An 11,843-nucleotide genomic window follows, 5' to 3' on the forward strand; every position below is an offset into this window, starting at 1 on the left:
CTATTTGTATAATTTGGTAATGCTGGCTAAAAGCGATCGCACAAAATCACCACAGGCGATCGCTCATTCACTACAATCAGCTATTCGTATAATTTGGTAATGCTGGCTAAAAGCGATCGCACAGAATCCCTTTAGAATTACGGAATGAACAAACGACTAACGCCCAAGTAGTTTTCAATATCCAGTACAATTTCAACAATACGCGCACTACACTGTTCTCGATACTCTCGCTCAATAAGTCTATCCAAACTACTAATTGTAATTACAGGTAGTGTTGTTAATGTGCCTTCTTCACGAATTGTTTGTTCGAGTGAATCCTCACCTTTGGCGTTTCTATTCGCTGTTAAAAGAAGCATCTGATTAGACTGTGCGAACCGCCAGATAAGTCGATCATTGGTATCAGCAGCTAAACCCACCTCGCTCAGAGTTACAAAACGAATTGACAAAAGCTCTAGCCAACCTTCAGCAGCCAGTGTTCCTTGAAACAAAACCACATAGCCTGTCAGATTGTAATCAACCAGAAAAATCATCAATTTAGACCAAGTTTAGCTTTCCAAGCCAGAAGTTTAGCATAAATCTCTTCCTGTCCTGGCTTTGGTGGCATTTTAGCTATTTTTGCAATGCGATCGCGGTTTTTCTCTTCCCAGTATTTACGTAGCTCTTGGGTTTCTTTTAAAACTGTTTGATATTCTGCTTCTACTTCAGTACGGTTGGCGTTAATATATGCAAGTGCAGCATCAAGTTGTTCTTCTGTTAAAGGAAGCCAATTTCGGATCAATTGAGGTGTCCATCCAGCCAAAAGGTGATCCATAACATCATAAATAGTGATGCGTGTTCCAGCGATCGTCAGACCACGTTCTGTACGGATAATAGCTGATTTCTCATTAAATACTGGAGTCATACCTAATAATCTCCCAGATTTTTCTATATCATTATTCTAGTTTCTGAATGAGAGCGATCTCATTACAGATACAGTTTCAGTAATTTATTTTTGTGCTACTGCCCTAGAAGTTTATCGTATTCTGAATGTGAGCCAATCCAAAACCAAACTATTTTGTTATCTTCTTGAACAGCTAATGCCCGATAGTGTAAGCCAATTCTTGCAGACCAAAAACTCCCTACTTTCTTGAAATGCAGTGATGGATACCAGGGATCTTGCTTGAGTAAAGCATAACACTGATCAGCGAGTTCCTGAATATTGCGTGGTAACTGTCGGTAGTGATACCAAAAGTCTGGAGTTGCTTTGTGTATCACAGATCCGTACAGTGTCCTTTCCGCAGATGTTCTAATGCTTTCTGAGCAAGATTATTGAGCTTTCCTGTTTGTACATCTTTCTCAAACTTTTGATCCCAAATAGCAGCATCAAATTCTGCAAACCAATTACGAAAAGCAGATAGTTCTTCTGGCGAAAATTGACTCACAGCACGTTCAATCACCAACTCATTAAAAGACCGAAAACTTCCTGCATCAAAATCATCTAATCCTTTTTGAATACCTTGTACAGCCTCTTGTGACTCCTGCACTTCCCACTCTAGGACACTGGCTAGTAACTCAGATACAACAATACTAATATCTTGACCTTGGCGAGCAGCTTTATCACGTAGTAATGCTTCTAATTCTGGGCTAAGGGTAACAACAATTGACATTAAGCTCATCCTTTAGCATTCAGCTTCTAAGCAATATTTTAGCGCGATCGCACAAAATCACAGCAGGCGATAAATAGTAATTTTTCCATTCAATAAAAGTAACTTGCTAATTTCTCTTTTGCCAAATTGTGGGATTTCTTCGCCCATGAAAAATTGCTATTACAATAATTCGACTAGAGACAATTCGATAGTAAATAGCATAAGGAAAACGCTGTAAAATAGCTCTTCTTATATCGTTATAGACAACAGCATAAGATTCTGGCATTTGGCAAATTCTATTTAGAAGATCGTCTACACATTCCAAAAACTCATCGCCAAGTCCAGCTTGCTGATTTTCATACCAACTATACGCCTCATCGAGTTCATCACGAACTTCTGGACGAAATACTAAAACGTAATCCATTATTGTCTTTTAATTGAAGCTTTAATTTCATCCCATGTCATAACATTATCTGGATTAGCTTCGTAATCGTTAATCCGGCGCTCAAGTTCTTGTTTTTGCGCTTCTGTAATATCAGGGGAACTCTGTTCTGCTGCAATGCTGTCCCAAATAGCTTGCACAAGACGAATGCGTTCTTCAATAGTGAGGGTCTTAATCTCATTTAAAGTGGCTGTAAAATCCATACTCACCAAACCAAATGGAAATTTTCACAGTAATAAGTCAAATTATAACTGTTCAATTTACCGCATAGCTGGTTGTAGAAAGCTGAATTGTGCTTACACCGTAACCATAATCTAACATAGCAGCACATCAACCTTGTATCATAACTCTATATTTGGATGAGAGCGATCGCACGATACATTGCGTAGACTATCTTACTTACGTTATACAAGAATCAGTTACTCAGTAAACAACAAAAATCAATGACTATTTCAAAGATTTACGTACTTCCGCTTGCAAGTATGATAGTTCTGACTAGTAGTTTACTTGTAAAAATTTCTACCGCGCATTCTTCTGATTTTGATACAGCAAATTCTGTACTTAATAGCTCAAAAGCTGCTGATGAAATTGTTGATAGAGATGTTCTGGAAGAAGGACAAGTCTTTGTAGTTCAGACAAGAAGCAAAGGAGTTGAAATTATAGAAGCGGGTAGAGTGATGACTACGACAAGAAATTTTCTGGTCACAATAGAAGATGAGAACGGGAAAATTCTGCGAGTCTTTCATCGTTTAGGTAGAGGGTCAGACCTCATCGCCACTGCTAGGATGCAAAAAGAGGAAGCCATTCAATTATTAAAATCAGGCGGTGTGATTGTAGAAGAGCTTTAAATACAGATGCGATCGCACCAAATCACCACTGGCGATTCTCTGAAGAATATTGAGTTACACTAGCTCTAGAAGTGGTGGCAATTTTACAAGACATACTTTGTATGCCTGAAATTATCGAGATACCAGTTGAACTAACTCATTTCAAACTTCCCGAAGCTGTCCAAGAACGTCTTCAAGTTCTACTTGATCGCCAAGATACAGGTGAAATGCTTACCCACGCAGAACAAAGGGAAGCCGAAGGGTTAGTTGAGTTGGCAGAATTTTTATCTCTGCTACACTTGCGATCGCAACGTGTAATGCAGCAATGATTATTTAGCAAATTGCCAACTGTCAGCAATTGCTTACATATCAAAAATTCCGTATTAAAAATAATCAATGCACATTTAGCACCTACACTGAAAAATTGTAATGATAGTTTTTGCAGTTCTGCTAAGTTGCTGGAGAGAAAAGTATTTTTAATTACTTGAATTGATGTTGTCAATTTAACTATAAACTGATTATTAATGCTTCAATATTTATTCTGCCAATTTGCCTGTTTATTGGGAGTAAACCCGGAAGCCAGGTAGGAGGATGGGAATAAGTACTAGTAAATGACCAACAATTTTGCTAATGAGAATTTGGACTGCAATAGTTGTACTAACTTCTTCTTGGCTAGTTTCCGGGTTGGTAGCTTCTCAGCCAATCAATGCTAAAGTAGCGATCGCCGCCGATAAAACAGCATCATCTCGGTCTATTTCTCAAGCAAGCAATACTAAAAAGCCGATTGCGATTGATAAAGCTGAGTTTGGGATAGCGAGAGTTGATGCTAGAGGTAAAGTTAACTTCATCCCCACATTCAGAGTACCACTACAAGAAGGTAGTAAATATGGGTGGCGGATTCAACTCAAAGACTACCAAGGCGAAGTTACATGGCGAGAAGTCTTACGCTTGCCAAAACCCCCAGAAACTTGGGCTACAGATGATGGTGAAAACTTTTCAGTCTCTGCTGACGGTACAGAGTCGGTAATGAGGCGCAAAACCATAGCGAATGATGGTGTGATTCAAAACTATTGGACGATCGCAGCAGGTGATCCTCCTGGTAAACATAAAATACAGGTATACATTGATGACCGTCTGATTGCAACTTTCGATTTTGAAGTTTTTCCTATGGACAGAAAAGAATCATCCGGTAGAAATCGCAGTTTGTAACAATTTTCAACTATTCGTGAACAACAAGATCCCCGACTTCTTGAACAAGTCGGGGATATGATTCAGTACGAGATGTGAATAGAGACGTTGTGTTGCAACGTCTCTAATTTTTAGCCAATAGATTCTAGATTTAGCTTGACGACTTTTTTCTTCTCGTCTTCAGCTTTAGGCAATGTCAAATTCAAAATACCATCTTTATAATCAGCAGTCACATTGGTATTTTGAATGCGAGTTGGTAAAGGAATCAAGCGTTGGAATTTACCATAGTGAAATTCACTCTTGGTAATGCCTTTGCCTTCTGTTTTGGTTTCAGATTTACGTTCACCGCTAACATAGACAGCTTTTTCAGTCACTTGCACATCTAAGTCTTTGGCTTCAATTCCTGGCAATTCTAGTTTGAGATGAATTGCTTCTTCAGTTTCTTGTAATTCCGCAGCCGGAACTTTTGCCAAGGTTCTATCAAGTAAAGTAGATGGTAGCATTTCTTCTTCAAATAAACGGTTGATTTGTCTTTGGAGAGTGTTGATTTCTTGCCAAGGATTCCAACGTACGAGTGTCATATTCCCACCTCATTTAATTTCTCAGTTTGTGTAGTTGATTTAGGTTTAAATCATTTGCTTTGTTCTTATCGTATTCATAAGATCCAGGGGTGTAAATTCGGTTTTTAGCACCAATTTCATCATGATTACCGAATGTTGTTAGTAGTACGGTAAACCCCCATAATAGAGGTGTGGTAAACTGAATATAAATTTGAATTATTGATATATCTCTGACTTTTTGAAGAATTAGGGTATGTGATTCACATAATTTTGGCAAATTTAATCAGATGAGGATAAATGTTATCAAAATAGCAGAAATCTATAATTTATAAATTATATAGTTTTTATTCATTCTGTTTGATTGTCAAAATCATATTCCCATTATCATCTTGTAATAAATCAATAAATATGATAAATAGTTGGATTTATCTCATTACAGCAATATTATTTGAAGTCGCTGGGACAACTTCTATGAAATTGTCTGAGGGATTTACAAGAACTATTCCCTCAGTATTAATTTTTGTTTGTTATGGAATATGTTTTAGCTTTTTAACTTTAGCTCTCAAAAAAATTGAAGTCAGCGTTGCTTATTCTGTTTGGTCTGGTTTAGGAACAACTGTCATCGCTACGATTGGTGTAATTTGGTTTCGAGAATCGATGTCTCTGGTGAAATTTTTATCAATAGCTTTAATTATTATTGGTGTGATTGGTGTAAATTCTACTAAATAAAAAAGCCCTCATTCATTACAAGATGAATGAGGTGAGGATAGGAGTAATCAACAAGGACTTCCTGTTATATCTGTCCTTTTCGAGATAAAGAATTTTGAGGCTGATCGCTACCAGAAAAACAGTAGCAATCTCTCAAAAAAAGTAAGCAAAATAAGCAACCAACCTAAACCGTCCGTTGTTAATGCTTTAGCATGTAGTGTAGTAAAACTTGGCTCATCAAGCCCGCAAGTTATTTCCCATTCATAATTTAGCAGTGATGCTCAGGTATATGTAGCAAACTTGGCAGCAATCAGCAAAACTAGTTGTTTATTCAAAGTGTAAAGTTCCACGTTTTATTTGTTCGCTTTCAATGGCTTCAAATAAAGCGCGAAAATTACCTTCGCCAAAACCTTGTGCTTGAAAACGTCGTTCAATAAACTCAAAGAAAAATGTCGGTTGTCCAAAAATAGGTTGAGTAAAAATTTGCAGTAATAATGCGTTTTGGGTATTAGCTTGCCAATCTACTAAAATTTCTTGTTGAGCGATCGCTTCTAATTCTAAGGGTGATAAGGGAAATTCTGTCCGCTTTTTTAACTGGGAGTAGTAAGTCTGGGGAACCGACAATAAAGATAAACCACGGCTACGTAATTGGGCGATCGCACTAATTAAGTTTGATGTTCGCAACGCAATGTGTTGAATACCTGCACCGTGATTCACATCCAAAAATTCTTGAATTTGCGAATTAGGAGAAGTTGGTTCATTAATTGGTAATTGTACACTGCCATTCCGGGAAACTAGCACTTGGCTGTACAATCCAGAGCGATCGGTTTTAATTTTAAATGCTTGTTGTGGTTGCAAATCTAAAACGTTTTTGTACCAAGCCACAGCAGGCTCTAACTCACCAACTGGTACATTTAAAACTAAATGATCAATGGCGGTAAACATGGGGCGATCGCGTGCTTCCCAATTCACACTGGCTGATTTTTCCATCAAAGTATGAGTCATCCCACCCCAAGCCGCAATTTTACCGCACCTACAGCCGGCATATTCTTGGATGGGTTCTAAGATGGTCGCACCTTGGGCTGCTGCTTGCGCGATCGCAACTTCCACATCTGGCACAGTAAAAGCAATATCCGCCACCCCAGGAGGATGGAGGCGCAAAAACTCGGCAACCGGACTTGTCGGCAATAATGGTGAAGATAGCAAAAAGCAAATAGCACCACTCTGCACCATTTCAGTGCAAGTGTGTGCTGAACTTATTCCACTATTAACGGCGGCAAATCCCAGATAGTATACGAACCAATCCCGCCAAGCCGCAGCATCTTCTACATAAAAATGAACGTGAGAAATTTCCATAAATCCTGAAAATCTAGCATGAGAGCTTATCTATGTGTAAATTTTGCCTTTTTCGCTAGATTATCAAGTCCTTCTTAAGCAGTAATTATTTAAGCATCTTACATAATTACACCTAAATAATCAAGAACTGGCATAATAGGACTTTAATTTGATTACTCCCCACCTCAACCGATAATTTAGAAATCAAATCAGAATCCTATCATAAGTCTTAAATCTTAAGAAAAAGCTGAAAAAATAGCCCAAAATTTTGGTAATATTTGGGCGAATAGTTAATAAGAGTATCAAAAAATACTAATAATTATAACCAACAACTTTTTAAACACTATCTTAAAGGTTCTTATTGATTCTTTTCAAAAACAATGATTAGCAAATTATATTTCAATCCTGCTTACCTTATTGAAATACTAGAAATGGATAAACTACTTCTTTTGTCTGAACGAGAAGAAGTTGTATTAAATGATCTGCTTTCTTGTCAAATAGCTGCTTTAATCAAAGAAAACCATTATAGTCTTGATGAAATTATTGACATCATTCAATTATCACTCATTAGCTCTCAACAATTATCTCCTGAAGATAGTCATTTTTTTGAAAATCTGCTTGAGGTTAGTGTCAAGGCTCAATATGCTTTATTTCAAATGCAACAAAAAGGTCATCTGGTAGAACAGCATGACTCACTACCTGCAAATTTAGCTATCTTTTGCCATCATCTGAATATTGAGCCTACACTAGCTGCTCAAAGATTGCAATCAGTATCTGTTACTGTTAAAACTTGTGGTTCTGTTCATCACAATGAGTTAATTGTCATCCTTAAATCTTTGGGTATTCAAATAGTAGATACTGGAGATGTCACTATAGTATTAACTGATGATTACCTGCATCCTGAACTAGAAGAATTTAATAAACAAGCTTTACATTCCCGCACTCCCTGGCTATTAGTCAATCCTTTAGGAACAATTCCGTGGATAGGGCCGATATTTGAGCCAGACAAAACAGGATGTTGGGAATGTCTAGCAATTCGCTTACGGCATAATAGACCGATCGCCAGCTTCATTCACAGACACAAACAAATTTCTTTATCTCCTCCATTGGGATTTTTAAATTCTACAATCCACACAGTATTGGGGATGGTGGCGACAGAAATATTTAAGTGGATTGTGCAAGGTGAAAATCAAAGATTAGCAGGGACTCTCATCACATACGATACTTTGACACTGCAAATCCAAGAACACATCCTTGTCAAGCGTCCCCAATGTCCTAGTTGTGGAGATCAAGCTAAGATATTAGACAAACAACCCCTACCTATTGTTTTAGAAAATCGCCAAAAAACTTTTATTTATGACGGCGGACATCGTACTTGTTCACCACAAGAAACTCTCAGAAAATATCAACATCATATTAGTCCGATTACAGGTATTGTCCGAGAATTAACGAAAATACCAGGAAATGGGTTGACGCATACATATATTGCCAAGCATCATTTTCAAAGTATTTTTGATGATTTGCATAGCTTACGTCAAAATATTGGTGGCAGGAGTGCAGGCAAAGGAAAAACAGATATTCAAGCCCAGGCGAGTGGTTTTTGTGAAGCGATAGAGAGATATTCTGGGGTATTTCAGGGAGATGAAATCAGACACAAAAGCAGTTACCAAAAACTGGGAGACAAAGCTATTCATCCTAATGCTTGTATGAATTTTAGTCAACAGCAATATCAGCATCGGGAGCAATGGAATACTGAGTGTGAAGGTTGGTTTCAAAAAGTTCCCCCACCCTTTGATATAGACAGAGAAATAGACTGGACACCAGTTTGGTCTTTAACCAATCAAGAATTCAAATATCTACCAACAGCTTACTGCTATTATGGCTATCCCCAAGATCAACCAGATTGTTGGGCAGACTCCAATGGCTGTGCGGCAGGTAATACCCTCGAAGAAGCTATTCTTCAAGGATTTATGGAATTAGTTGAACGGGATTGTGTAGCCTTATGGTGGTACAATCGCTTGCCAAAACCTTTGGTAGATTTAGAGAGTTTTCGTGAGCCTTATTTTGAAAATTTAAATAAATATTATCAAGCTATTGACAGGCAATTGTGGGTGTTAGATATTACTAATGACCTAAATATTCCTACTTTTGCGGCGATTAGTCGCAGAACTGATCAATATGTAGAAGATATTATCCTGGGATATGGCGCTCATTTTGATCCAAAACTGGCAATTAGTCGAGCTTTAACGGAAGTTAACCAAATTCTACCGAACTTGTTGTTAGCTAATGCGGATGGTAGCACTCAATATCCCTCATTTGGCGATCGCCTCGCTATTGAATGGTGGAAATCTGCGAATGTTTCCAACCACCCTTATCTACTTCCTAATCAACAAACTCCTAAACTCTATACAGATTATCCCCAACTGGCCAGTAACGACCTCCTAGAAGATGTCAAGCTTTGCCAAAAAATAGTGGAAAAAAATGGTCTAGAAATGCTCGTTCTCGATCAGACTCGCCCTGACATTGGACTGAGAGTAGCCAAAGTAATTGTACCGGGAATGCGCCATATGTGGAAACGTTTAGGTTCAGGAAGGCTTTATGATGTTCCCGTAAAAATGGGTTGGTTGCAACAGCCTCTGACAGAAGAACAACTCAACCCCTATCCAATGTGGATGTAATGTAAGTATATATGTTGTACGGATACAAAATTATTGATGCTGATGCCCATGTGATTGAGCCTCCGCAGATGTGGGCTAAATATCTCGCCCCTGAATTTAAGCACTTTGCACCCTCGCCAGATATGAAAATTCAAGGCGAAGACATTGTAGAAAAGATATCCCAACAGATGCGAGAAGAGGGAAATCGCCAGATGATGCAGGCTCATCCCCATGCTTATTTTCATCGCTACGATGCAGAATCTCACCTGCAAGCAATGGTACAGATGGGGATTGATATAGCCTTTCTTTATCCCACTTATGGATTGTGGCTCTTCGCCATTGATAGTATGCCAGCAGAAGTTGTAGGAGCATTTACCCGCGCCTACAACACTTGGTTATACGAAGAATTTTGTAGCTATGCTCCAGACAAATTGAAAGGAGTAGGCGCGATTAATCTTCACGCTCCAGAGCAAATGGTGTCAGAACTACATCGCATAGCTGATTTTGGCTGGAAATCTGTCTTTTTACGCCCTAACCCCGTCAAAGGACGACTTTTGAGCGATTCTGCCTATGAGCCATTTTGGATAGCCTGTGAGGAATTAGATATAGCTGTGGGAATTCATGAAGGAACACACAGCCGCTTACCAACCACAGGTGCAGACCGATTTCATACTCGTTTTGCCATGCACGCTTGTTCTCATCCCATAGAACAGATGATGGCATTATTAGCGTTGATTGAAGGAGGCGTGCTAGAACGTCACCCTCATTTGCGGGTAGCTTTTTTAGAGTCTGGCTGTGGTTGGCTTCCTTACTGGCTCTGGCGACTGGATGAAGAGTACCAAAATTTATCTTGGGAGGTAAAAAATCATGTAAGCATCAAGCCATCAGAGTATTTCCATCGTCAGTGTTTTGTTGCCATTGAACCTGCTGAACCTTACTTATCTCAAGTTATTGAGTACATCGGTTCAGATAACTTAATTTTCGGTTCTGATTACCCCCACATGGATCATCAACCGGACATTGTGAAAAAAGTTGTAGAGCTTGAAGCGCAGTTATCTCCAGAAACAGTGCAGAAGATTGTTTGGGATAATCCCAGATGCTTTTACGGTTTGGCTTGAAATTTTCTCAAGTTTGTTAATACTCAGAGGAGAATATCATTAATGTCCGACGCAAATAACGAAAATCAAATAGAAAAAGCAATACATATAGGTAGCGGAGCAGATGCAATGGAAGCTGGCTCCTGGTACGACAATGCCTATTATCAGATACTATTAGTTGAACCCATCCCTGATCAAACTAGGGGTAAATTCATACGTACAACAATAGTAGCTGGACAAAGAATTAGACCAGAAAATACCACAGATGGCATATATTTTTCTGACTATCAGCTTGATCAGGAAACTATCAACAAGCTAAATGATTATCCTAAATCTCCATATTTAGATGAGGATAATATAAACGAAAAAAATATCAGTATAGCAACATATTTACCTTCGAGTGGAGTAGTTTTTCCAGCAGGTTTTATAGATACCTTAACTAGAAGATGTCTAGATTCTAGAACTTCGTTCAAAGATTTGCTAGGTAGTCATTCCATTGAACTAAGTAATTTTTATGAGCCAATCCGAACTTTACTACACACTCGCAAAACATCCCAGCTAATTGCTAAAACCTGGTATGCCTACTTACACGCAAAAAACCAGAATTGTGGAAAACTATGGAATTGTTTTACTGAAGGTCAATGGCATGAATTTGTTGGCGATAAAACCGATATTTTGGATGGTCTGATCGCTAGAGAAATTTTCCTAGCTGATCAAAATACCTCTTCTGAAAATCTAAAACCAGATAACCTTGATATATACTACCCACTTAAATCTCAATATGACACTCAAAAAACTAGATTTTTGGTTTTACCTAATAGTAGAGCTTGGCAGGGAATCGCTTTAGGCTTATTGCTATCAGGACAAGCATATTATGGGGTGGATAAAGATGGAAAATATACCAGTAAACTAGGAGAAATAGTCAGTTATCACCAGGTTTCTCAACCGATTTTGAGTACAGGTGAAATAGTAATGAAGTATGGATTAGAAGTATCTTGGGATACCTTTAAAGGCGATATCATTGAAATGTCACTAAGTCCTGGTAATAATTCTATTGCTTATCAAGCCATTATTCCCTATCCTCCAATACCTTCTTCAGATAATCTCAATATTGATGATATTAAAGCCTGGGCTGATGCTGAAGATGATCCAAAGACAGAAAATGCAACATCAATTCCGTTTTTTCATAAGAGAAAAGGCTCTGATAACTCCGAAGAGTATTTAGTCGATGTGCGGTATTTTTCTCCTCCCTTTCCTTACATACCACTAAGTTGTAGTTAGAGGTATCCGAGAATTATCAAGCTTTATCTTTGACATCAGCTACACAGATAGGGGCGCAATATATTGCGCCCCTAAAATTATCTATCTTTCACTTGACTTTAGTCCTAAAGCCCTGATTCCAAA

15 protein-coding genes are annotated in these 11,843 nt (G+C 38.3%); 7 read left to right on the forward strand and 8 right to left on the reverse strand.

Annotated features, from left to right (window positions below; genetic code table 11):
* Positions 1-137 precede the first annotated feature (137 nt).
* The 6 genes from H6G28_RS26210 to H6G28_RS26240 form a co-directional block, all read right to left on the reverse strand.
* Positions 138-530 (reverse strand): ACP S-malonyltransferase, encoded by a 393-nt coding sequence (locus H6G28_RS26210; RefSeq protein ID WP_190675380.1) that lies wholly within the window; start codon positions 528-530, stop codon positions 138-140.
* Positions 530-901: a DUF433 domain-containing protein gene (locus H6G28_RS26215; protein WP_190675382.1), complete on the reverse strand. Its 372-nt coding sequence runs from the start codon at positions 899-901 to the stop codon at positions 530-532. Before H6G28_RS26215 ends, H6G28_RS26210 begins: the two co-directional genes overlap by 1 nt.
* A gap of 95 nt (positions 902-996) precedes the next feature.
* Positions 997-1,254: a ParE family toxin-like protein gene (locus H6G28_RS26220; protein ID WP_190675384.1), complete on the reverse strand. Its 258-nt coding sequence runs from the start codon at positions 1,252-1,254 to the stop codon at positions 997-999.
* Entirely contained in the window at positions 1,251-1,646 is a 396-nt protein-coding gene (locus H6G28_RS37010; RefSeq protein WP_242049298.1) for a hypothetical protein, read from the reverse strand. Before H6G28_RS37010 ends, H6G28_RS26220 begins: the two co-directional genes overlap by 4 nt.
* A gap of 106 nt (positions 1,647-1,752) precedes the next feature.
* Entirely contained in the window at positions 1,753-2,049 is a 297-nt protein-coding gene (locus H6G28_RS26235; RefSeq protein WP_190590204.1) for a type II toxin-antitoxin system RelE/ParE family toxin, read from the reverse strand.
* On the reverse strand, positions 2,049-2,270 hold the full coding sequence (locus H6G28_RS26240) for an addiction module protein (protein WP_190590205.1): 222 nt from the start codon (positions 2,268-2,270) through the stop codon (positions 2,049-2,051). The genes H6G28_RS26235 and H6G28_RS26240 overlap by 1 nt, the downstream gene beginning before the upstream one ends.
* A gap of 240 nt (positions 2,271-2,510) precedes the next feature.
* Here H6G28_RS26240 and H6G28_RS26245 point away from each other — a divergent pair, with 240 nt between their 5' ends.
* From H6G28_RS26245 to H6G28_RS26255, 3 genes are all read left to right on the forward strand, one after another.
* Positions 2,511-2,915 carry a hypothetical protein gene (locus tag H6G28_RS26245; RefSeq protein WP_242049299.1) on the forward strand — a complete coding sequence of 135 codons (405 nt, stop codon included), beginning with the start codon at positions 2,511-2,513 and terminating at the stop codon, positions 2,913-2,915.
* Positions 2,916-3,016: 101 nt separating this feature from the next.
* Positions 3,017-3,223: a hypothetical protein gene (locus H6G28_RS26250; RefSeq protein WP_190590206.1), complete on the forward strand. Its 207-nt coding sequence runs from the start codon at positions 3,017-3,019 to the stop codon at positions 3,221-3,223.
* 301 nt (positions 3,224-3,524) lie between these two features.
* Entirely contained in the window at positions 3,525-4,103 is a 579-nt protein-coding gene (locus H6G28_RS26255) for a PM0630 family protein (RefSeq protein ID WP_190590207.1), read from the forward strand.
* 110 nt (positions 4,104-4,213) lie between these two features.
* On the opposite strand, the gene H6G28_RS26260 is transcribed toward H6G28_RS26255, so the two are convergent.
* Complete coding sequence (locus tag H6G28_RS26260) at positions 4,214-4,663, reverse strand: Hsp20/alpha crystallin family protein (RefSeq protein ID WP_190590208.1); 450 nt, start codon at positions 4,661-4,663, stop codon at positions 4,214-4,216.
* A 387-nt stretch (positions 4,664-5,050) separates the two neighbouring features.
* Here H6G28_RS26260 and H6G28_RS26265 point away from each other — a divergent pair, with 387 nt between their 5' ends.
* A complete protein-coding gene (locus H6G28_RS26265; RefSeq protein ID WP_190675386.1) occupies positions 5,051-5,371 on the forward strand; it encodes a DMT family transporter in 321 nt (106 codons plus the stop codon).
* Between the two features lie 306 nt (positions 5,372-5,677).
* On the opposite strand, the gene hppD is transcribed toward H6G28_RS26265, so the two are convergent.
* On the reverse strand, positions 5,678-6,706 hold the full coding sequence (gene hppD / locus H6G28_RS26270; protein ID WP_190675388.1) for a 4-hydroxyphenylpyruvate dioxygenase: 1,029 nt from the start codon (positions 6,704-6,706) through the stop codon (positions 5,678-5,680).
* Between the two features lie 359 nt (positions 6,707-7,065).
* Here hppD and H6G28_RS26275 point away from each other — a divergent pair, with 359 nt between their 5' ends.
* Genes H6G28_RS26275 through H6G28_RS26285 form a run of 3 tightly spaced genes read left to right on the forward strand, consistent with a single transcriptional unit; the run spans position 7,066 to position 11,720 of the window.
* Positions 7,066-9,363, forward strand: a complete 2,298-nt coding sequence (locus H6G28_RS26275; protein WP_190675390.1) for a TOMM precursor leader peptide-binding protein — start codon at positions 7,066-7,068, stop codon at positions 9,361-9,363.
* An 11-nt stretch (positions 9,364-9,374) separates the two neighbouring features.
* Positions 9,375-10,460: an amidohydrolase family protein gene (locus H6G28_RS26280; protein WP_190675392.1), complete on the forward strand. Its 1,086-nt coding sequence runs from the start codon at positions 9,375-9,377 to the stop codon at positions 10,458-10,460.
* Between the two features lie 42 nt (positions 10,461-10,502).
* A complete protein-coding gene (locus H6G28_RS26285) occupies positions 10,503-11,720 on the forward strand; it encodes a hypothetical protein (RefSeq protein WP_190675394.1) in 1,218 nt (405 codons plus the stop codon).
* The last annotated feature ends 123 nt before the right edge of the window (positions 11,721-11,843 follow it).

It is taken from the genome of Nostoc sp. FACHB-190 (assembly GCF_014696905.1).
Lineage (GTDB): Bacteria > Cyanobacteriota > Cyanobacteriia > Cyanobacteriales > Nostocaceae > Nostoc_B.

Excerpts from the sequence above, each read along its gene's own strand:
- H6G28_RS37010 (WP_242049298.1), bottom strand. The coding sequence starts at position 1,646 with ATGTCAATTGTTGTTACCCTTAGCCCAGAATTAGAAGCATTACTACGT.
- H6G28_RS26275 (WP_190675390.1), top strand. The coding sequence starts at position 7,066 with ATGATTAGCAAATTATATTTCAATCCTGCTTACCTTATTGAAATACTA.
- H6G28_RS26235 (WP_190590204.1), bottom strand. The coding sequence starts at position 2,049 with ATGGATTACGTTTTAGTATTTCGTCCAGAAGTTCGTGATGAACTCGAT.
- H6G28_RS26245 (WP_242049299.1), top strand. The coding sequence starts at position 2,511 with ATGACTATTTCAAAGATTTACGTACTTCCGCTTGCAAGTATGATAGTT.
- H6G28_RS26280 (WP_190675392.1), top strand. The coding sequence starts at position 9,375 with ATGTTGTACGGATACAAAATTATTGATGCTGATGCCCATGTGATTGAG.
- H6G28_RS26250 (WP_190590206.1), top strand. The coding sequence starts at position 3,017 with ATGCCTGAAATTATCGAGATACCAGTTGAACTAACTCATTTCAAACTT.
- H6G28_RS26255 (WP_190590207.1), top strand. The coding sequence starts at position 3,525 with ATGAGAATTTGGACTGCAATAGTTGTACTAACTTCTTCTTGGCTAGTT.
- hppD (WP_190675388.1), bottom strand. The coding sequence starts at position 6,706 with ATGGAAATTTCTCACGTTCATTTTTATGTAGAAGATGCTGCGGCTTGG.
- H6G28_RS26260 (WP_190590208.1), bottom strand. The coding sequence starts at position 4,663 with ATGACACTCGTACGTTGGAATCCTTGGCAAGAAATCAACACTCTCCAA.
- H6G28_RS26285 (WP_190675394.1), top strand. The coding sequence starts at position 10,503 with ATGTCCGACGCAAATAACGAAAATCAAATAGAAAAAGCAATACATATA.
- H6G28_RS26265 (WP_190675386.1), top strand. The coding sequence starts at position 5,051 with ATGATAAATAGTTGGATTTATCTCATTACAGCAATATTATTTGAAGTC.
- H6G28_RS26240 (WP_190590205.1), bottom strand. The coding sequence starts at position 2,270 with ATGGATTTTACAGCCACTTTAAATGAGATTAAGACCCTCACTATTGAA.
- H6G28_RS26215 (WP_190675382.1), bottom strand. The coding sequence starts at position 901 with ATGACTCCAGTATTTAATGAGAAATCAGCTATTATCCGTACAGAACGT.
- H6G28_RS26210 (WP_190675380.1), bottom strand. The coding sequence starts at position 530 with ATGATTTTTCTGGTTGATTACAATCTGACAGGCTATGTGGTTTTGTTT.